Origin of the sequence: Lysobacter sp. FW306-1B-D06B (assembly GCF_038446665.1) — a bacterium.
GTDB lineage: Bacteria > Pseudomonadota > Gammaproteobacteria > Xanthomonadales > Xanthomonadaceae > Lysobacter_J.
Genome location: NZ_CP151802.1, coordinates 2,938,457 through 2,958,280, shown reverse-complemented (window position 1 = coordinate 2,958,280; position 19,824 = coordinate 2,938,457). Strand labels below are relative to the sequence as shown.

Here is a 19,824-nt window from a genome sequence, read left to right as displayed (position 1 = left end):
ACCCCGATGAACCCGCAATGGTGGCAGGACACGCAGGACATCCCCACGATCGTGCGTGCGATCTACGAGTGCATTTCCGGCCCGGCCGGCGCGCCGCGCGACTGGGCGCGCTTCCGCTTCCTCCAGCACCCGCAGGCGCGCAGCCTGCGTACCGTGGTGGAACCCGATGGCGGCACGCGCTCGGTGGTGTTCAGCGTGGACAGCTACATCGAGGACGTCACGCCGTACTTCGCCGCCAACGGCTTCTTCGAGGTCGAGATCGACCAGCGCGTGGAGCGCTTCGGCCAGGTCGCCCATGTGTGGAGCCACTACGAAGCGCGCGAATCGCCGGAGTCGCCCGTGATCAAACGCGGCGCCAACAGCATCCAGCTGTGCTTCGAACATGGCCGGTGGTGGGTCTTCAGCACGATCTGGGACAACGAACGCGACGGCGTGGTCTTCGACCTGTGGTGAGGCCTCACACGCCGGTGTCGTCGTACGTGCAATGCTGAACGCGCGGGGGTGGAACGCTGCGCGGGTTTGATCGGCGCGGCACGGCCCCACATCGGAAGGTCACTGCAAGGAGTGCCCGCATGGTTCCGATTTCCGTCCTCGACCTGGCCCCGATCACCGAAGGCAGCGACGCCGCGCAGGCGTTCGCCAACACGCTCGATCTGGCGCGCCATGCCGAGCGCCTGGGCTTCCAGCGTTACTGGCTGGCCGAGCACCACAACATGCCGGGCATCGCCAGCGCCGCGACGGCGGTGCTGATCGGTCACGTTGCCTGTGGCACGCGCACGATCCGTGTCGGCGCGGGCGGCGTCATGCTGCCCAACCATGCGCCGCTGCAGGTGGCCGAGCAGTTCGGCACGCTGGCATCGCTGTATCCCGATCGCATCGACCTGGGGCTGGGGCGCGCGCCTGGAACCGACCATGCGACCGCGCACGCGCTGCGCCGTTACTTCGAGGCGGCCGACATGTTCGCGCAGGACGTGGTCGAGCTGCTGCATTACTTCGAACCCGTGCAGCCCGGGCAGGCCGTGCGCGCCGTGCCCGGCGCGGGGCTGGACGTGCCGGTGTGGTTGCTGGGGTCGAGCCTGTTCTCGGCGCGACTGGCCGCGCAATTGGGCCTGCCGTTCGCGTTCGCCTCGCACTTCGCGCCCGACGCGATGGATCACGCGCTCACCATGTACCGTCGCGAGTTCAAGCCGTCCAAGCGGTTGCAACAGCCCTACGCGATGCTCGCGCTCAACGTGGTCGGTGCGGAAAGCAACGCGCAGGCGCGGCGTGCGTTCACGACCTTGCAGCAGGCGTTCGTCAATCTGCGACGCGGTCGGCCGGGCCTGATTCCGGCGCCGATCGACGACATCGAGTCGTACTGGACGCCGCTGGAGAAGAGCGGCGTCGAGCAGGCACTGGCCTGTTCGGTGGTCGGCGACCTGCCGACCGTGCGCGATGGCATGGCGGCCTTCATCGAACGCCACAAGCCCGACGAACTGATGATCACCGCCAATGTCTTCGAACACGCCGCACGCGTGCACTCGTTCGAGATCGCCGCGCAGGCCGCCGCGTCGCTGGCCTGAGGCGTGGCCTCAGTGCGCCTTGACGTCGAGCAGTTCGACCTCGAACACCAGTGAGCCGTTGGGCGGAATCACGCCGCCCGCGCCCTTGCGCCCGTAGCCGTATTCCAGCGGGATCATCAGCACGCGCTTGCCGCCCACGCGCATGCCGGCCACGCCTTCGTCCCAGCCGCGGATCACGCGGCCGGCGCCGAGCAGGAAGGTGAAGGGCTCATTGCGATCGCGCGAGCTGTCGAACTTGTCGCCGCGACCGTCGGGCTTGCGGCTGTCGTAGTTCCAACCGGTGTAGTGCACGGTCACGTCCTGGCCGGACGCGGCGACCGCGCCGGTGCCGACCTGCTGGTCGATGGCTTCGAAGCGGGGAATCGTGCCGCCCGGCGGCGGCCCCGGATCGGCGCAGGCGGCGAGCGCGACGGTGAAGGCGAGGGCGACGATGCGCAGTGAAGCGCGCTGGAAAAGGTTCATGCGCCAAGAGTAGCAGCCCTCACCCCAACCCCTCTCCCGCAAGCGGGAGAGGGGCTCAGGTGGGCGGATCAGTCAAACGGCCAACGCAACCGCACACGGCGCCTTACGCCGCAGGAATGCGCCGCTCGTACTCCGCTTCAACGCGCGAATGCGTCGCCCAGAATCCGGCCGGCGTGCGACCCGCGAGACGGTCGGCCAGGATGCCCAGGTGCGTGTGCCAACCGCCGGAAACGCTGATCATGCCGTCGCGAGTGGCCAGGCGGCTGTGCGTGAGGACCAGACGCACCTCGTCGCCCTGCGGCGCCAGTTCCATGCGCACCTGCGAATCGCCGCCGCTCTCCTCGTCCCAGGTGAAGACCAGCAGGCGCGGCGGATCGCATTCGACGACCTGGCCGTGCGAGTGGATCTCGTCGCCGAACTTCGCGTATTTCTCCGGCGGTGCGACGTCGTTGTCGGTGAGCCGGTTGTTGTGGAACACCAGCTCCACCGCGCCGCCGGGTCGCAGGTCCATCGCGCCGCGGGCCAGCCAGGTGCCGCGCTTCTCCGATTCGGTGAGGTAGGCCCAGACGCGTTCGATCGGGCCGGGCAGGAGGCGTTCGATGCGCACCGTGTCGGGCGCGGTGACGATGCCGAAGTCGTTCATCGTGGAATCTCCGTCGTGTCGGGGGAAAAGGGCTCGATCTGCCGCTCAGCCATCTCGTGGGCCCTGAAGCGACGACTCACGCGTACGGTCACCGGCTTCATCGCTTGCTCCTGGGCGGTCGTGCATTAGGTGCTTTGCGCGTGGGTGCCTTGCGTGCGGCTTGATCGCGGTCCTCGGCGCGCAACAAGGCGTCGAGGGCATCCAGGCGCTGGTTCCAGAACTGTTCGTAGTGGCGCATCCATTCCATGCCCGCGTGCAGCGGGCGAGCGTCGAGGCGGCATACATGCGTACGGCCCTGCACTTCGCGCTGCACCAGTCCCGCGCCTTCCAGCACCTTGATGTGCTTGGAGGCGGCGGCCAGCGAGATCTCGAACGGTTCGGCCAGCTCGCCCACGCTGCGCGGCTGGCGCGAGAGGTTGCGCAGCATCGCGCGTCGCGTCGGGTCGGAGAGCGCGCGGAACACGGCGTCGAGACGATCGGAAGTTAATTCAACCATGTGGTTGAATGTGCTTCGTGCCGGATCGAGTGTCAACCATCGGGTTGAATGTTCCGACGAGCGGCATGGCATGTCCTGCGCCAACCACCGTTCACGTTCGCAAGGACAGGGGGGACACACGTCCAAGGACCTGCGACATGCCGCATACGAGCAAGCCCGCGCCGCTGCGCCACTACGGCAAGCATCGCGGGGTGGTGGTGGAAAACATCGACCCGCTGCAACTCGGGCGCGTGCTCGTGCAGGTTCCCAAGATTTTCAACGGCGATGCGCGCTGGGCGATGCCCTGCGTGCCCGTGGCCGGCCACCAGAGCGGCATGTTCCTGCTGCCGCCGGTGGGTGCGCCGGTGTGGGTGGAGTTCGAACAAGGCGATGCGGAGCTGCCGATCTGGGTGGGCGGCTACTGGGTGGACGCGGCCGAGCTTCCGTCGCTGGCGCAGGCGGGGCAGGCGGTCGCACCGAGCCTGGTGCTGCAGACGCCGGGCCGCAATGCGCTCAGCGTGTCGGACGTGCCCGGTCCCGACGGCGGGGTGCTGTTGCGCTCGCAATCGGGTGCGTCGATCGCGGTCAACGACGCCGGGATCACCATCAGCAACGGTCGCGGCGCGAGCATCGTGCTGGCCGGCTCGATGGTCACCATCAACGACGGCGCGCTGACGGTGGTGTGAGATGGCCGGACTCGTGCTGCACCTGGGCGCCAGCGTCACGTGCTCGCACGGCGGTCCCGCCGTGCCGACGATTCCGTACTCGCGCGTGACGCTGGCGGGTCATCCGGTGGTGACGGTGGCTGCGCCGTACGAGATCGCGCACTGCAATCTGCCTGCGCCGGCCGACGCGCTTCGCTGCACGGGTGGGCAGTGGCTGCAGGGCAGCACGCGGGTGTTCGCGGGCGGACGCGCGCTCGTGCTCGACACCAGTCCGTCCATGTGCGTTCCCAACGGCGCGGCGATGCTCGTGCTGGAGTGCCAGACACGCGTGAACGCGGTCTGATCCGACGCCTCTCTGGTTGAATCCGCCGCTCAGACGGAGGCGAATTCCGACAGCGCGTCGCGTTGTTGGCTTCATCGCAGCGGCCTTGCGTCCTACACCTTCGCTTGCGCCTCCCGCGTAGCCTTTTCGCATCATTCGCGAAGGGCAACGACATGCGACACGGAGCTTGGCTTGCCTGCGCACTGTGGAGCGCCTCGGCGACGGCGCAGACCGTGTACAAGTGCGTGGACGCCGGGGGCAAGGCGAGCTACCAGAGCGCTCCATGCGATGGACGCATCCACGAAGCCGCCCGCTGGGACGCCGTACCCGAACCGCCCCCCACGGCGGAGCAACTGCGTTCGCGCCTGCTTGCGCGCGAACACGACCGGGCGGAGTCGGAGTTCCTCTCACGCCGCGCCGGCACCGCGAGCGCCCGCGTTGCGCGGAACGGCCGTGCCACCGGCGGCGCTACACCGCCTTCGGCATGCGCAGCCGCGCGCGAAACGCGCGAGCAGACGCTGGAGCGCGTGGGCCTCAAACGCACGTACGACTTGCTTAGCCGGCTCGACGAGCAGGTGCGCAAGGCATGTCGGTGAGTGCCTGCCGCCTGCGCAGGCTCGCGCGTGACATCGAGCGGCTAACGGCCGCCTTGGGCGCTCCGACCTCTCGACGCCTCCAGAGCCGATTGCACCTTGGCAAGCAGCTCCGGTTGCCGGAACGGCTTGGCGAGCACATCGAACTCGATCGGCCCATCGCCGGACTCGCCGCCGGCGTGGCCGGTCATCAGCAACACGCTCAGATGCGGGAAGCGACGCACCGCATCGCGTGCCAGCGCCACGCCATCGCGCGCGCCTGGCATCACGATGTCACTGAGCAGCAGATCGAACGGCCCGTCCTGTTGCAGCATGGCGAGAGCCGACTCGGCATCGTGGGCGGTGGCGACGTGGTATCCGCCCATCGAGAGCGCTTCCTGCATCAGGAAGGCCAGGTCCTCGCGGTCGTCCACCACCAGCACGCGGGGCTGCGACGGCGCGGCGTCCCGCTCGTCTTCCACGCCGGACGGTTCGGCAGACTCGCATACGGGCAGCAGGAAGGTGATGCGGGTTCCCTTGTCTTCCTGGCTCTCCACGAACAGCGTGCCGCCGGACTGGCGCGCGAAGCCGTAGGCCATCGACAGGCCCAGTCCCACGCCCTTGCCTTCGCCCTTGGTGCTGAAGAAGGGATCGAGCACGCGGCCCAGGATCGCGCGCGGCATGCCACAACCGCTGTCCTCCAGCTCGATCGCCACATAACGGCCCGCCGCGATGTCGCGCATGCGTGCCTCGTGCACCTCGACGTGCCGGTTGCGCGAGGTGATGACCAGGCTCTGGTCACCGCGTCCCAGCATCGCATCGCGGGCATTGATCGCCACGTTGAGCAGCGCGGTTTCCGCCAGCACCGGGTCGATGCTGCACCACCACAGGTCCTCTTCCTTGAGGAGCGTGAGCTGCACTTGTTCACCCAGCGACCGGCTCAGGACGGTACGCAGATTTTCCAGCAACGTGTTGACCGACAAGGGTGTCGCGCTGCCCGGGCGCCCACGCGCGAAGGTCTGCAGTTGCGAGGTCAGCACATCGACGCGATCGATCGCGTCGCGGCAGCTGGCGAAATGACGCAGGCTGCGACTGGAGAGCTCGGGGCTCTGCATCACGTCGACCTCGAGGATGTCGAGCGTCGTTCCGATCACCTGCAACAGGTTGTTGAACTCGTGCGCAATGCCGCCGGTCAGCTTGCCCAGCGCCTCCAGCCGCAGGCATTGCTGCAGCGCATCCTCCATTTCCTTGCGGCGGGTCACGTCGCGCTGGTACCCGAACAGGCAGCTCGCGCTGCCATCGGCTTCGCGCACGGGCGAGATGTGCAGCAGGTTCCAGAACGTGCTGCCGTCCTTGCGGTAGTTGAGGATCTCGGTGACGAACTCGCGGTCCTCGCGGATCGCCGCGGCGATGTCCGCCACGGCGGCGGGGTCGGTGTCCGGCCCCTGCAGGAACCGGCAGTTGCGACCGAGCACCTCCTCGCGCGCATGGCCGCTCATGCGCAGGAACGCATCGTTCACGTACAGGACCGGGTTGTCCGAACCGGCTGCCGCAACGACCATGCCGACGCTGCTCTGTTCGACGATGCGCGCGAAGATCTCCGGCGCGAACGCGGGGTCGCAGGCCGCGGTGGAGGCGGGCGGTTCGGATTCGGGCTCGACGACGGAACGGTTCACCTGAAGCTCCCTGTCGGCATGGCATCGGCCGGCACGCATGCCCGAGAATGCGCACGTCCACCGACTCGACGACTTCTACCGCCTCCCGCCACATCCAGCTCACGCAATGGCGGCATCCATTGGCTTGGGGTTCAGCGACATCAACACGGCGAGAAGGGCGTCGACGCCGGGCGATCGCTATGCGCGCTGCACCGGCGGCAGCTTGGGCAGCAGCTTGTCGAGCATGATCGGGTACTCGCGCACGCGTATTCCGGTCGCGTTGTAGATCGCATTGGCGACGGCCGCGGTCACGCCGCAGATGCCGAGTTCGCCCACGCCTTTCGCCTTCATCGGCGAGGACATCGGATCGACCTCGTCGAGGAACACCACTTCCTGGTGCGGAACGTCCGCATGCACGGGAACCTCGTAGCCGGCCAGATCGTGGTTGACGAAGAACCCCAGCCGCTTGTCGACCACCAACTCTTCCGACAACGCGGCGCCGATGCCCATCGTCATCGCGCCAATCACCTGGCTGCGTGCCGATTTCGGATTGAGGATGCGGCCGGCGGCGCACACGGCGAGCATGCGTCGCACCCGCGTCTCGCCCGTCGCGACGTCCACGCCGACTTCGCAGAAGTGCGCGGCGAAGGTGGATTGCTGGAACTTCTTCGCCAGGTCGCCGAACTCGATGGCCTCCTCGGCCACGATGTCGCCGTCCGCCGCGGCCTCTGCAAGCGGCACGATGCGGTCGCCGAAACGGACCTGACCATCCGCGAACACCGCATCGTCCGGCGCGAGGCCGACTTTCTCGGCGATGGCGCGACGCAGTTTGTCGCAGGCTGCGAACACACCGGCCGTGGAGCTGTTCGCGCCCCACTGGCCACCGCTGCCGGCGGAGACGGGGAAGGAGGAATCGCCCAGCTTCACCACTACGCGTTCGATCGGCACGCCCAACATTTCCGCCGCGGTCTGCGCAATGATCGTGTAGGAACCCGTGCCGATGTCCGTCATGTCGGTTTCGACGGTGACCATGCCTTGCCGGTCCAGGCGCACACGGGCGGCGGACTTCATCGTGAGGTTGTTGCGGAAGCCGGCGGCCACGCCCATGCCGACCAGCCAGCGGCCGTCGCGTACCTGGCCCGGCTGGGCGTTGCGCTGCTTCCAGCCGAAGCGTTCGGCCCCCTCGCTCAGGCAGGTATTGAGTTGCCGCTGCGAGAACGGACGCTGCGGATCCTCCGGGTCCACCTGCGTGTCGTTGAGGATGCGGAACTCGACCGGATCCATCTGGAGCTTCTCGGCCATCTCGTCCATCGCGACTTCCAGCGCCATCAGGCCGGGCGCCTCACCGGGCGCACGCATCGCGTTGCCTTCGGGCAGGTCGAGCACCGCCAGGCGGGTGGTGGTCTTGCGATTCGCGCCGGCATACAGGAACCGCGTCTGCTGCACGGCCATTTCCGCGCCGCCGCCGGGCAGATCACCGGACCAGCTCTCGTGCGCGATCGCGGTGATCTTGCCGTCGCGCGTCGTGCCGATGCGGATGCGCTGGATCGTGGCGGGGCGATGGGTGGTGTTGTTGGCCATCATCGGGCGGGGAAGGGCGACCTTCACCGGGCGGCGCGCGGCGCGCGCGCCCAGGGCGGCCAGCACGGCATCGGAACGAACGAACAGCTTGCCGCCGAAACCGCCACCGATGTACGGCGAGATCAGACGCACGTTCTCCCGGCCGATGCCCAGCGTCTTGGCAACGTCGCCGCGCCCCCAGTTGATCATCTGGTTCGAGGTCCACAACGTGAGCTGGTCGCCGTCCCAGTGCGCGATGGAGGCATGCGGCTCCATCATCATGTGCGACTGGTCGGGCGTGGTGTAGGTCTCGTCCAGCTGCACCGGGGCCTCCTCGAACGCACGCTCGAAGTCGCCCACCGCGGAGTCCGGTTTGGCTTCGTTGGTCGGACGCTTCGCGGAAGGCTTGGCCAGCGCAAGGTCGAAGGCGCCGCGTCCGCGGTCGTATTGCACGCGCACCCGTTGCGCTGCGGCGCGCGCCTGCTCGAACGTCTCGGCCACGACGAGGCCGATCGCCTGATGGTAATGCTGTATTTCAGGTCCGCCCAGCAGCCGGGCGGTATTGAAATCGCCCTTGCCGAGCCGCCCCGCATTCTTCGCGGTGACCACCGCCAGCACACCCGGCGCGGCCTTGGCGTCCTCGATGTCCATCGATGCGATACGGCCCTTGCCGATCCCCGCCGCGATCACATAGCCGTACGCGGGCGAGGGGAATGCATCGTGCCATTCGTACGCATACGTGGCGGTGCCGGTCGTCTTGTGCGGTCCGTCGATGCGGTCGAGTGGCTGGCCGACCACCTTGAGATTGTCGATGGGATTCGTGCCCGCGGGCGTGTCGAACTTCATGGCTTACCCCTTCACGTCCACCAGCACTGCATCGAGCGTGCGCCGCGCGAGCAATTGCTTGAAGGCGTTCTGATCGGTGGGGCGGGCATCGGCGAACAGGCGATCGGTGACGGCCTCGGCGCCGTTGCCCAGCTGGGCGTCCGCCTCCGCGATGCGCCACGGTTTGTGCGCGACGCCGCCCATCGCGACCCGCCCGCTGCCGTCGCGTTGCACCACGGCGGCCACGGACACCAGCGCGAACGCATACGACGCGCGATCGCGCACCTTGCGGTACACGTGCTTGCCGCCGGGCGGCTTGGGCAGCGTGACCGAGGTGATGAGTTCGCCGCGCTCCAGCACGGTCTCCAGATGCGGTGTGTTGCCGGGTGCCAGGTACAGCTCGTCGAGCGCGATGCTGCGCGTGGTGCCGTCCGGTTTTACGGTGTCCACCGTCGCGTCGAGTACGCGCAGCGCCACGGCCATGTCGCTGGGGTGCGTGGCGATGCACTGGTCGCTGCCGCCGACGATGGCCAGCGGCCGGCTGAAGCCTTCCAGCGCACCGCAGCCGCTGCCGGGAAGGCGCTTGTTGCACGGCTGGTTCGTGTCGTAGAAGTAGGGGCAGCGCGTGCGTTGCAGCAGATTGCCCGCGGTCGTCGCGCGGTTGCGCAGCTGCCCCGACGCGCCGGCCAGCAACGCACGCGACAACACAGCGTAGTCGCGTCGGACGCGGGCGTCAGCGGCCAGGTCGGTGTTGCGTACCAGGGCGCCAATTCGCATCCCCCCGTCGCCCGTGCGTTCGATCCGGTCGAGCTTCAGCGCATTCACGTCGATGAGGTAGGCAGGCGTCTCGATCTCCAGCTTCATCAGATCAAGCAGATTGGTGCCGCCGGCGATGAACATCGCACCGGGCGTGCGCGCGACCGCCGCCGCCGCATCGGCGGGAGACGTGGCGCGCTCGTAGCCGAAGGCCTTCATCCGACCCTCCCCGCGACCTCGGTAATCGCCTCGACGATGTTGGAGTACGCGCCGCAACGGCAGATGTTGCCGCTCATGCGTTCGCGGATCTCGTCCTGCGTGGCCTGCGGGCGGGCGGTGAGATTGGAGCTGACATGACTGGGAACGCCGTCCTTGAGTTCTTCCAGCATTGCCACGGCCGAGCAGATCTGGCCGGGCGTGCAATACCCGCACTGGTAGCCATCGTGCTTGACGAACGCCGCCTGCAACGGGTGCAGATTGTCCGGCGTGCCAAGGCCTTCGATGGTGGTAATGCGCGAGCCCTCGTGCATCACGGCCAGGGTCAGGCATGCGTTGATGCGGCGTCCGTTCACGATGACCGTGCAGGCGCCACACTGTCCGTGATCGCAGCCCTTCTTGGTCCCGGTGAGGTGCAGGTGCTCGCGCAAGGCATCGAGCAGGCTCGTGCGCGTGTCCAACTGGAGCGTCTGCGCCTTGCCGTTCACCAGGAGGGAGACCTTCTCCACCACCGGTGGCGACGAGGCGGACGGATCAGCGCCCTGGGCCACTGCAAAGGAAGGAACGGCCATGGCGGTTGCGGACGTCACGCCCGCCTTGAGCAGCTCGCGCCGCGTGATGGGGAAGTTGCGGATGCCGTCCACGAAGCACTCCTCCGGCTGGCCATCGCGGGCGCATGGGGGCGATGCCCGCGACGCTGGCGCGCGACGGGGTGCCCGCCACGGCCCGCGCATGAGATACGCGGACTCATGCATGAGAGTCGAGGCACGGTGAAGGTGAGGTGGAAACGGTCCGTATCACGCGCTGCGCGTCTGCGGAATGTGACGGCATGCCAGGCGATCCGGATGACGTCATCCCTGCGAAGGCGGGGGCGCACAGGTCACATCACGCCCGACGCAGGGAGGGTCGAGCCGTCATGCGGACATGCCACGCCATGCACATCCCACTGCCGTCACGGCAGGCGCAGCCTCGCCACACACGGTCGACAGCGCCTTTGCTTTCATGGCGCCTTAACTCGATCCAGCGCCGAATTGCCGCGTTCATCCGCGCCGCGAACGCGGGGTATTCGCAGGACCGAACTTCCAGGACACGGAGGCCAGCGTCATGTTTCGAACCGTCGCAATCGCCTTGGGGACCTTCGCCTTGATGTCGGCGTTGACGGCCACGCCAGCGCGGGCCTGCACGCGCCTGGTCTATCTCGGCCCGAACGGCGATGTCATCACCGCACGCACCATGGATTGGAAAAGCGACATGGCCACCAATCTGTGGGTGTTCCCGCGCGGGATGGAACGCACCGGCGAAACCGGCCCGGGCACGCTGCGCTGGACCTCGCGCTACGGCAGTGTCATCGCGTCCGGCTACGACATCGCCACCACCGACGGCATGAACGAGAAGGGCCTGGTCGCCAACGTGCTGTGGCTGGTCGAGTCCGAATACCCGAAGCATGCGGGCCGCAAGCCGGGCCTGGCCATTTCGCTATGGGCCCAGTACGTGCTGGACAACTTCGCCACCGTCGCCGAGGCCGTGGCGGCGTTGCGCAAGGAACCCTTCACGCTGGTGACCGACAAGGTGCCCGGCGAGGACCGCCTGGCGACGATGCACCTGTCGATGTCCGATGCCAGCGGCGACAGCGCCATCGTCGAGTACATCGGTGGAAAGCAGGTCATCCACCACGGACGCCAGTACCAGGTGATGACCAATTCGCCGATCTTCGACGAGCAACTCGCGCTCAACGCCTACTGGAAGCAGATCGGCGGGACGGTGATGCTGCCCGGCACGAACCGCTCCTCCGACCGCTTCGCGCGTGCTTCGTTCTACATCGACGCCATCCCCAAGGACGAGGATCCCGTGGTGGCACTGGCCAGCGTGTTCAGCGTGATCCGCAACGTGTCCGTGCCCTACGGCATCACCACGCCGGACCAGCCGAACATTTCCTCCACGCGCTGGCGCACCGTCGCCGACCACAAGCGCAGGCTGTACTTCTTCGAGTCCGCGCTGACGCCCAACACGTTCTGGGTGAAGCTCGACGACCTGGACTTCTCGAAGGAAACCGGCCAGGTCGCCCGGCTCGATCTTGGCCCGGACCAGCGCAACGTCTTCGCCGGCAACGTCGCGGCGAAGTTCGTGCCGGCCGAGCTGTTCAAGTTCATGGGGGTGTCGCCGGGCGGTTGAGCTCCGCCGGACGCGCGACACACGTGCACGCATGCCGTGTAGCCTTGCCGCATGCGCCACCCCATGCCGGTGGCGTCCCTGGGGAGGGAACCGATGCTTGTCCGTACCGCACTGATCGCGGCCGTGGCGCTTGCGATGACCGCACCCGCATCCGCGCGCGCAGCCGGGAAGTACACGTGCGACCCGTCCGTGCCGCCGGAGGCCTTGATCGCCGGATTCACCGGCGAACTCGACCGCTTGTATGCGAACTACAAGTCCAGCGAAGCGGCGCACCAGGCCCGCCTGGACGCGGCGGGGCAGGCGCGCCTCGACTCTGGCGCCTGGAATGCCCAGGACAAGGCCGCGTTCTATGCCCGGCTGGCGCAGGCACCGGCATTCCTGGAGCAGGAACGGGCCAAGAAGGACGCGACCGCGGGCTACATGCGCGCGGTCGAACTGGCCTTCACCTCCGCGCAAGCCGATCCGTCCGGCGCCTGCGGGCACGCGAACACGGCGGTGCGGTTGCTCGGCGAGCTCGCCGTGGCCAGCCAGGCGCAATGGGTCTTCATGACGAGGGAACTGGAGGCGCTGGGGACGCGCGCAGGCGCCACGGACGCCGACTGAGCGGGCGAAGGCGCGGGCGTCGCGCCGGATGTCGATTCCGATGCCGCCGGTTCGTCGAACCGGATGAGTCCCGACGGAGCCGCCCCGCATGAACCGCACCGCTGCCGTTCCCGTTCCCGTTCCCCTCGACCGCAACTGGCCGCTGGTCGCCGCCGGCGCCGTGCTGGGCTGCGTAGGCGTGGGCGTGATCTTCGCGCTCGCCGTGCTGCTGGGTCCGATGAGCGCCGCCACGGGCTGGTCACGCGGTGCGTTGTCGGGCGCGATGACCTGGGCGTTCCTGAGCATGGGCGTGGCGGGATTCGGCTGGGGCGTGCTGAGCGATCGTGTCGGCCCGCGCATGGTCGTGTTCGCCGGCGCGCTGCTGCTCGGTCTGGCCTGCATCCTCGCCAGCCGCGCGAGCAGCCTGTGGCAGTTCCAGCTGGGTTACGGCGTGCTGATGGGCGTGGCGGTGGCGAGCTTCTTCACGCCGGTGATCGCCGCGACAGCCGCCTCGTTCGAGAAGCGCCGCAACCTCGCCGTGTCGCTGGTATCGGCCGGCGTCGGCGTGGCGCCGATGACGATGTCGCCGCTGGTCGCGTGGCTGATCAGCCATTACGACTGGCGGCAGACGTTGTTCGTCGTCGGCGTGCTGGCGTGGGCACTGACGCTGCCGGCGGCGTGGTTCGTGCGCACGGCGCCGGCCGCGGCGCATGCGCATGGGGACGACACCGGCGACGGTACGGTCTCCGACGCACGCAAGGCATTGCGATCGCGCGCCTTCATCGTGCTGGCGCTGACGTTCTTCGCGTGCTGCGCGGCCCATTCGGGGCCGATCTTCCACACCGTCAGCTACGCCGTCGGCTGCGGCCTGGCCGTGACCACGGCCGTGACCATCTACAGCATGGAAGGCGCGGCGGGGCTGGGCGGACGCGTGCTGTGCGGATTGCTCGCCGACCGCGTGGGCGCCAAGCCCGTGCTGGTGGCGGGGCTGCTGGTGCAGGCCGTGGCGGCGGTGTCGTACCTGGCGGTGAACCGGCTCGACGGCTTCTACGCCGTGGCGATCGTGTTCGGCATGGCCTACGGCGGCACGATGCCGCTGTACGCCTCGCTGGCACGCGAAGCGTTCAGCCCGCGCATCCTCGGCATGGTCCTGGGCGCGGCCGGCATGCTGTCGAGCCTGGGCATGGCGTCGGGCCCGCTGATCGGCGGCTGGCTGTTCGATCGCTACGGCAGCTACGTCTGGATGTACGTCGGTTCGATGGCCGTAGGCCTTGGGGCCGCGGCGATCGCGCTGTGGTTTCCCTCAGCGCGCCGGCCGCGAAACCCGGACGCGCTGCATCCCGCGCTGCAATCGTGATCGCGATGCGCTAGAGCGCCTGTCGCTGCAGGAACTCGCGCATCCGCTGTGCGATCTCGTCGACATGGGTTTCCAGCGCGAAGTGGCCGGTGTCGAGCAGATGCACCTCGGCATCGGGCAGATCGCGCCGGAACGCTTCCGCGCCGGCAGGCAGGAAGAAGGGATCGTGCCGGCCCCACACCGCCAGCAGCGGCGGCCGGTGGCGGGCGAAGTAGGCGTGGACCTGCGGATACAGCGCGACGTTGTTCGCGTAGTCGAGGAACAGGTCGAGCTGGATCTCGTCGTTTCCGGGCCGCGACATCAGCGCGACATCCAGCCAGTACGCCTCCGGTGCCACCTGCGATTCGTCGGGCGCGCCGTGCACGTACTGCCAGCGCGTGGTCTCCAGCGTGAGCATGGCGCGCATGGCGTCGCGGTTGGCGGGCGAGGGATCGTCCCAGTACGCGCGCGTCGGGCCCCAGCCGTCGCTGAGTCCAACTTCGTAGGCATTGCCGTTCTGCGTGATCAGCGCCGTGATGCGCTCCGGCCGCGCCATCGCCATGCGCCAGCCCACCGGCGCGCCGTAGTCGAAGACGTACAGCGCATGTCGCTCCAGCCCGATCGCATCGGTGAAGTCCTGCATCACCTGCGCCAGGTGATCGAAGGTGTACGCGAAGCGATCGCGCCCGGGCGCTTCGCTGAAGCCGAAGCCGGGCAGGTCCGGCGCGATCACGCGGAACCGGTCCGCGAGCCGCGGGATCAGGTGCCGGAACATGTGCGAGGACGTGGGGAATCCGTGCAGCAACAACACGGCAGGCGCATCGCGCGGGCCGGCCTCGCGGTGGAAGATCGTCGCATCGCCGACGGGCGTGCGGTGGAAGACGACGGGGTTCATGGGCACCTCTGCAAGTCAGTGTCAGATCAGGCCGTGGTTGCGCCAGATCAGCAACAGCCCGGCGCCGACGATCACGTCGATCACCACGCACCACGGCACATACCACTGCGGGATCTTCACCAGCGACAGGCGCGAACGGTTGTGGTGCGCCAGATCCCACAGCGCATGACCGAAGTACGCCAGCGGCAGAAGAATCGGCCACAGCAGGAGCCCGAGCAGGCCCGCCAGCGTGAACAGGCCGGTCACGTTGAATTCGACCATTTGATCGAAAGGCGAGCCGTTCATGACGGCGAAGCCGAAGTAGATCCCGGCGATCAGCGCGATCACCACGGCGGCGAAGGCGAGCGACGCCTGCGGTGTCAGGAACGCATGCGGCACCAGCGTGACGATGCCGACGGCGATGCCGGTGAGGATCGGGCGCCGGGCGAACGCGGACGGTGCGTGGCTGTGTGAATGGGGGGCGGGGGCGGAGGACATGGGAGGCTCCGATGAGGTCGGTTCCGTCCTGGATGACGACGCGGCGGCGGGACGTCGGCCACGAGTACCCGTGGGGACGCGGTGCTGTTGCGAGGTTGCGCTGCTTGCTGCGGGGTTGCGGTGAAGGGTCTGGCTCTTCCTTCTCCCCTTGAGGCGACCGAAGGGAGTGCAGAGCTGAGAAGGTGGCGCGAACCGCCGGAAGAGAGGAGCGCGCGAAGCGCGTTCTTTGCAGCGGCCCACGCCTCTCCCTGGCTCGCTGCGCGAGCCTGTCCCTCTCCCGCAAGGGGAGAGGAGCACGCAGCTGACGGTTCGATGCCAAGAGGGAGGGGCCTTTGCATTTCAATCTCCACCTCGCGCGGCCTCGACGAGGAGTACCGGACTACTTCTCTCCCGCCGCGCGTCGTCGTCGCAGTTCCGGGACGGGCAGGCCGCCCCAGCCCCAGTTCTCCAGCGGGACCTCTTCGATGATGACGAATGTGGAGTCCAGCGGTTTGTGCAGGACCTCCAGCAGCAGCTCGCTCACGCCCTTGATGAGCGCGGCCTTCTCCTGCGCCGTGACCGAGTCGCGCTCCGGCGTGGAGCCTTCGCGGGTGACCTGGATGGTGACGATGGGCATGTCGTTCTCCTGAGGGAAGCGATGCGTCAGTGGCCGGCGCTCTGGCCGCCGTCGACGTGGAGGATCTCGCCGGTGACGAAGCCAGCCGATTCCAGGAACAGCACGGCCTGCACGACGTCGCCGATGTCGCCCATGCGCGCCACCGGATGCAGCGCCGCGAGCCAGTCGTGCGTTTCCGGCGCATGCATCGGCGTCTTGATCACGCCAGGGGAGACCGCATTCACGCGCACGCCGCGCTTGGCGTACTCGATGGCCAACGACTTCGTCGCCGCATTCAGGCCGCCCTTGGTCAGCGAGGCCAGCACCGACGGCACGCCGTCGATGGCATGGTCGGACAGACTCGTGGTGATGCTCACCACGTGGCCGGAACCCTGCTTCTCCATCTCCGCGATGGCGGCCTGGGTGATGTGGAAGAAGCCGTCCACGTTGGTGGACAGGTTGGCGGCGTAATCCTGTGGCGTGAACTGCGTGAACGGCTTGGCGGTGAAGATGCCGGCGTTGTTGACGAGGGTGTCGATGCGGCCGAACTTCGCCACGGCTTCGCCGATCACGCGCTGCGCGACTTCGCGGTCGGCGATGTCGCCGGGAACGGTGAGGATGTCCGGATCGTTCGACGGCTTGATCGAGCGCGAATTGGCGACGACGCGGTAACCGCGATCGCGGAAGGCCTGGACCAGACCGGCGCCGATGCCCTGCGAGGCACCGGTGATGGCGACGACTTTGGTGGGGGTGTTCATGGTGTGACTCCGGTAGTGGGGGAGCCGGACGTGCCGATGTGGCTGTTCCGGACGCCACTCAATCTAGGAGCGCACCTTGCGCTTGCGAATCCACCGGTTCCGGCAGACATTCTTCCGCGCAGCGGTGGAATCGCCCATGCCGCAGGGCTTGGTTCAGGCGGGAAGCGTGCGCCGCGCGAAGGTCGCGCGCAGCCGGGGCAGGGCGAAATCGACGAAGGCGCGCACCTTGGGAACCGACAGGCGGCCCTGCGGCGACACCAGGCTCACCGGGATGAGCGCGGGCTCGGCATGCGCAAGCACGACGCGCAACGCGTCGGCTTCGACTTCCGGCGCGACGTGGTACGACAGCATGCGCGTGACGCCGTGTCCGGCGACGGCGGAGGCGATCGCCGCGCGCACGTTGTTGACCACCAGGCGCGGCGCGAACGACACGGCACGCGGCACGTTCGATCCCTCCAGCGGCGGGAACGTCCACGAGTCCAGGCCCATGTGCGCGGTCGTGACGATCTGGTGCTTGGCCAGATCCGCCGGTTCCTCGATGCGCGGATGCAGCGCCAGGTAACGGGGCGAGGCGACGACGACGCGTCGCGCCTGGCCCACGTGGTGCGCAACGAGCGTCGAATCGGCCAGATGGGTGATGCGCAGCGCCAGGTCCATGCCTTCTTCGACCAGATTGACCGGGCGTTCTAGAAGGTGCATGCGCACGTTGACGGTGGGGAACTCGTCGATGAAGGCATCGACGATGGGCTGCAGCAATTCGACACCGGCGAACACGGTGGACGTGATGGTCAGCATGCCGCGCGGCACGGAGCGTTCGCCCGCGGCCTGGCGGTCGGCTTCCTCCAGGTCGGCCAGCACCTTGCGGCACGCGGCGGCGTAACGCTCGCCGGCCTCGCTGAGCTTGATCGAGCGCGTGGTCCGGTGCAGCAGTGGCACGCCGACGTGCGCTTCCAGATAGGCGACGGCGCGACTCACCGCCGCCGCCGAACGCCCGGTGCGCCGACTGGCGCCTGCAAGGCTGCCTTCGTCCAATGCGGCGATGAAGATCTTCATGGCCTCGATGCGGTCCACGGGCGTCTCCGGGTGCGTCTATGGCAATCGTATCGACTTGGCTGATGCCGACATTAGCCCCTCTCAGCTCTGCACTCCCTTCGGTCGCCGCGTGCTGGAGAGGGGTAGGACAAGCGACCCTCAAGCTCGCGGCAAACGCACGATCGCCTCCAGCCCGCCGCCGTCGCGATTGCGCAGCGTGAGCGTGGCGCCGATGGCATCGGCGAGTTGCGTGGCGATCGCCAGCCCCAGCCCGGTGCCGCCGGTATCGCGATTGCGCGAAGCTTCCAATCGATAGAACGGTTCCAGCACCTTCGACAACTCCGCTTCCGGAATGCCGGGCCCGCGATCGCGTACGTGGATCACCGCGCCGTCGTCACTGCCGGACACCTCCACTTCCGCCGCGCCGGCGTACTTGAGCGCGTTGTCGACGAGGTTCACGACCACGCGCCGCAACGCCTGCGGTCGCGTGACCACCGGCATGCCGACACGGCCCGAGAAACTCACGTTGCGTCCGGTGTCGAGGTAATCGCAAACCAGGCTGTCGAGGAAGGCGTCGAGGTCCACGCGAGCGGGCGCTTCCGCATCGCCGTGCGCGCTGCGTGCGTAGGCGATGCCTTCGCGCACGAGGTGCTGCATCTGGTCGAGGTCGTCGATGATCTTCTCGCGCTCGGGCGACTCGCCCATCGCTTCGGCGCGCAGCCGCAGGCGCGTGATCGGCGTCTGCAGGTCGTGCGAAATGGACGCCAGGATCTGCAGCCGTTCCTTCATGTAGCGGGCGATGCGGTCCTGCATCGCATTGAACGCGCCCACGGCCTGCGCGACCTCGGTCGGGCCGCCGGTGGGCAGGCGCGCGCCGTCGCCGCCGGGGCGCAGCGTTTCGGCCGCATTGGCCAGCCGCGCGAGCGGACGCGTCGCCAGGCGCACCGCGGCCCAGGCGCACAGCAGCAACAAGGCCAACTGTGTTGCCAGCACGTACGGAAGCCACTTCGCCAACGGCATCACCGACGGCTGCACTTCGATCACCAGCGGACTGCCGTCGCTCAAGCGCACCTGCACCTGGAAGCGTTCGGGATCGCGCGACACCAGGCGCGCGCGTGTCGGATAGCGCGGGCCCAGGGCGTTGGCGATCATCCCGGCCATCTCGCGCGTGGACTCGTTCGGCAGCGGTGTGCCTTCCTGCGCGGGATCGAGCGTGTAGTGGAACGTGCGTCGCCGCAGCATCGGTAACCAGTGCGCGCGTTCCTCCGGCGGCAGGTGATCGAGAAGGTTCACCGCGACGACCACGTCCTGCTCCAGGTTGGTCATCAGCATCGAGGTGGCCGATTCGTAACGCTCGTAGAAGAGCATGCCGAACGAAAGCCCGTGCGCGATCAGCAGGCCGCCGGCCAGCAGCAGGTACAGCCGCGAGGCCATCGAGCGCGGCAGCCAGCGCGAACCCTCGCGCGATGCGGTGCTCATTCGTCCTCGCCCACGACCGTCACCGCCATGCTGAAGACGTAGCCTTCGCTGCGCACGGTCTTGATGTAACTCTGCTCGCGCGCGTCGTCGAGCAGGCGTTGGCGCAGGCGGCTCACGAGCAGGTCGATGGAGCGATCGAACAGCTCGGCATCGCGGCCCTGGGTCAGGTTGAGCAGCTGGTCGCGACTGAGCACGCGGTTGGGATGGTCGAGGAACACGCGCAGCAGGCGGAACTCCGCGCCGCTCAGCGCCACGACCGTGCCTTCGGGATCGAGCAAGTGGCGCGAGGTGGTGTCCAGGCGCCAGCGACCGAAGGCGAGCATGCGCGCGGCCTCGGTCACCTGCAGGTTCGGCGGAAGCATGCGCGTGCGCCGGATCACCGCCTTGATGCGCGCCAGCAACTCGCGCGGCGCGAACGGCTTGGCGACGTAGTCGTCCGCGCCCATCTCCAGACCGATGATGCGATCGGTCTGGTCGTCGCGCGCGGTCAGCATCACCACCGGGACCGCGCGATGCTTGCCGGCGCGCAGGTTGCGCGTGAGCGTGAGGCCGTCCTCGCCGGGCATCATCAGGTCCATCACGATCAGGTCGACCGCGTGGGTGTCGAGCACCGCGCGCATCTCGCGGCCGTCGGCCACGGCGGTGGCGCGCAGTCCGTTCTTTTCCAGATAGTCCGCGATCATCTGGCGGATCTCGCGGTCGTCATCCACGACGAGGATGTGGTCTACGTGTTCCATTCGGGCGCCGGCGTCCATCGATGTCGGTGATTGTGCCACTGCGCAGGG

At 68.1% G+C, this 19,824-nt stretch carries 22 protein-coding genes; 8 read left to right on the top strand and 14 right to left on the bottom strand.

The genetic code is table 11. The annotated features are described in order from the left end of the window. The first annotated feature begins 6 nt into the window (after nucleotides 1-6). Nucleotides 7-453 (top strand): hypothetical protein, encoded by a 447-nt coding sequence (locus AAFF32_RS13585; RefSeq protein WP_342315483.1) that lies wholly within the window; start codon nucleotides 7-9, stop codon nucleotides 451-453. Between the two features lie 119 nt (nucleotides 454-572). Beyond that, a complete protein-coding gene (locus AAFF32_RS13580) occupies nucleotides 573-1,562 on the top strand; it encodes an LLM class flavin-dependent oxidoreductase (protein ID WP_216966399.1) in 990 nt (329 codons plus the stop codon). A gap of 9 nt (nucleotides 1,563-1,571) precedes the next feature. On the opposite strand, the gene AAFF32_RS13575 is transcribed toward AAFF32_RS13580, so the two are convergent. From AAFF32_RS13575 to AAFF32_RS13565, 3 genes are all read right to left on the bottom strand, one after another. Then, on the bottom strand, nucleotides 1,572-2,024 hold the full coding sequence (locus AAFF32_RS13575) for an FKBP-type peptidyl-prolyl cis-trans isomerase (RefSeq protein ID WP_342315482.1): 453 nt from the start codon (nucleotides 2,022-2,024) through the stop codon (nucleotides 1,572-1,574). Nucleotides 2,025-2,127: 103 nt separating this feature from the next. Continuing rightward, on the bottom strand, nucleotides 2,128-2,667 hold the full coding sequence (locus AAFF32_RS13570; protein ID WP_342315481.1) for an SRPBCC family protein: 540 nt from the start codon (nucleotides 2,665-2,667) through the stop codon (nucleotides 2,128-2,130). 97 nt (nucleotides 2,668-2,764) lie between these two features. Further along, complete coding sequence (locus AAFF32_RS13565) at nucleotides 2,765-3,163, bottom strand: metalloregulator ArsR/SmtB family transcription factor (RefSeq protein ID WP_216966393.1); 399 nt, start codon at nucleotides 3,161-3,163, stop codon at nucleotides 2,765-2,767. A 137-nt stretch (nucleotides 3,164-3,300) separates the two neighbouring features. On the opposite strand from AAFF32_RS13565, the gene AAFF32_RS13560 reads away from it, so the two are divergent. From AAFF32_RS13560 to AAFF32_RS13550, 3 genes are all read left to right on the top strand, one after another. Next, entirely contained in the window at nucleotides 3,301-3,828 is a 528-nt protein-coding gene (locus AAFF32_RS13560; RefSeq protein ID WP_342315480.1) for a phage baseplate assembly protein V, read from the top strand. A gap of 1 nt (nucleotide 3,829) precedes the next feature. Continuing rightward, on the top strand, nucleotides 3,830-4,150 hold the full coding sequence (locus AAFF32_RS13555) for a hypothetical protein (protein ID WP_216966389.1): 321 nt from the start codon (nucleotides 3,830-3,832) through the stop codon (nucleotides 4,148-4,150). Nucleotides 4,151-4,302: 152 nt separating this feature from the next. Further along, nucleotides 4,303-4,725, top strand: coding sequence for a DUF4124 domain-containing protein (locus tag AAFF32_RS13550; RefSeq protein WP_342315479.1), 423 nt, complete (start codon nucleotides 4,303-4,305; stop codon nucleotides 4,723-4,725). Nucleotides 4,726-4,766: 41 nt separating this feature from the next. Here AAFF32_RS13550 and AAFF32_RS13545 read toward each other — a convergent pair whose 3' ends face one another. From AAFF32_RS13545 to paoA, 4 genes are all read right to left on the bottom strand, one after another. Further along, nucleotides 4,767-6,377, bottom strand: coding sequence for a PAS domain-containing protein (locus AAFF32_RS13545; protein WP_342315478.1), 1,611 nt, complete (start codon nucleotides 6,375-6,377; stop codon nucleotides 4,767-4,769). A gap of 177 nt (nucleotides 6,378-6,554) precedes the next feature. Further along, nucleotides 6,555-8,762: an aldehyde oxidoreductase molybdenum-binding subunit PaoC gene (gene paoC, locus AAFF32_RS13540; RefSeq protein ID WP_342315477.1), complete on the bottom strand. Its 2,208-nt coding sequence runs from the start codon at nucleotides 8,760-8,762 to the stop codon at nucleotides 6,555-6,557. 3 nt (nucleotides 8,763-8,765) lie between these two features. After that, complete coding sequence (locus AAFF32_RS13535) at nucleotides 8,766-9,716, bottom strand: xanthine dehydrogenase family protein subunit M (protein WP_342315476.1); 951 nt, start codon at nucleotides 9,714-9,716, stop codon at nucleotides 8,766-8,768. Then, the gene (gene paoA, locus AAFF32_RS13530) at nucleotides 9,713-10,348 is read right to left on the bottom strand and encodes an aldehyde dehydrogenase iron-sulfur subunit PaoA (RefSeq protein WP_342317277.1); all 636 of its coding nucleotides are present in this window, start codon (nucleotides 10,346-10,348) and stop codon (nucleotides 9,713-9,715) included. The genes AAFF32_RS13535 and paoA overlap by 4 nt, the downstream gene beginning before the upstream one ends. 511 nt (nucleotides 10,349-10,859) lie before the next feature. Here paoA and AAFF32_RS13525 point away from each other — a divergent pair. The 3 genes from AAFF32_RS13525 (at nucleotide 10,860) to AAFF32_RS13515 (ending at nucleotide 13,824) form a co-directional block, all read left to right on the top strand. Continuing rightward, on the top strand, nucleotides 10,860-11,885 hold the full coding sequence (locus AAFF32_RS13525; protein ID WP_342317276.1) for a linear amide C-N hydrolase: 1,026 nt from the start codon (nucleotides 10,860-10,862) through the stop codon (nucleotides 11,883-11,885). Between the two features lie 51 nt (nucleotides 11,886-11,936). Further along, nucleotides 11,937-12,488 (top strand): hypothetical protein, encoded by a 552-nt coding sequence (locus tag AAFF32_RS13520; protein ID WP_342315475.1) that lies wholly within the window; start codon nucleotides 11,937-11,939, stop codon nucleotides 12,486-12,488. An 88-nt stretch (nucleotides 12,489-12,576) separates the two neighbouring features. Then, nucleotides 12,577-13,824, top strand: a complete 1,248-nt coding sequence (locus tag AAFF32_RS13515) for an MFS transporter (protein WP_342315474.1) — start codon at nucleotides 12,577-12,579, stop codon at nucleotides 13,822-13,824. A 10-nt stretch (nucleotides 13,825-13,834) separates the two neighbouring features. On the opposite strand, the gene AAFF32_RS13510 is transcribed toward AAFF32_RS13515, so the two are convergent. The 7 genes from AAFF32_RS13510 to AAFF32_RS13480 form a co-directional block, all read right to left on the bottom strand. Beyond that, nucleotides 13,835-14,698 (bottom strand): alpha/beta hydrolase, encoded by an 864-nt coding sequence (locus AAFF32_RS13510; protein ID WP_342315473.1) that lies wholly within the window; start codon nucleotides 14,696-14,698, stop codon nucleotides 13,835-13,837. 21 nt (nucleotides 14,699-14,719) lie between these two features. Next, on the bottom strand, nucleotides 14,720-15,175 hold the full coding sequence (locus AAFF32_RS13505; protein WP_342315472.1) for a DUF6010 family protein: 456 nt from the start codon (nucleotides 15,173-15,175) through the stop codon (nucleotides 14,720-14,722). Nucleotides 15,176-15,554: 379 nt separating this feature from the next. After that, nucleotides 15,555-15,791 (bottom strand): 4-oxalocrotonate tautomerase family protein, encoded by a 237-nt coding sequence (locus AAFF32_RS13500; protein ID WP_216966370.1) that lies wholly within the window; start codon nucleotides 15,789-15,791, stop codon nucleotides 15,555-15,557. Between the two features lie 26 nt (nucleotides 15,792-15,817). Then, nucleotides 15,818-16,528 carry an SDR family oxidoreductase gene (locus AAFF32_RS13495; RefSeq protein WP_216966369.1) on the bottom strand — a complete coding sequence of 237 codons (711 nt, stop codon included), beginning with the start codon at nucleotides 16,526-16,528 and terminating at the stop codon, nucleotides 15,818-15,820. A gap of 153 nt (nucleotides 16,529-16,681) precedes the next feature. After that, entirely contained in the window at nucleotides 16,682-17,599 is a 918-nt protein-coding gene (locus AAFF32_RS13490) for a LysR family transcriptional regulator (RefSeq protein WP_216966367.1), read from the bottom strand. A 120-nt stretch (nucleotides 17,600-17,719) separates the two neighbouring features. After that, on the bottom strand, nucleotides 17,720-19,039 hold the full coding sequence (locus AAFF32_RS13485) for a HAMP domain-containing sensor histidine kinase (protein ID WP_216966365.1): 1,320 nt from the start codon (nucleotides 19,037-19,039) through the stop codon (nucleotides 17,720-17,722). Further along, entirely contained in the window at nucleotides 19,036-19,776 is a 741-nt protein-coding gene (locus AAFF32_RS13480; protein WP_216966363.1) for a response regulator, read from the bottom strand. Before AAFF32_RS13480 ends, AAFF32_RS13485 begins: the two co-directional genes overlap by 4 nt. Nucleotides 19,777-19,824: the final 48 nt, after the last annotated feature.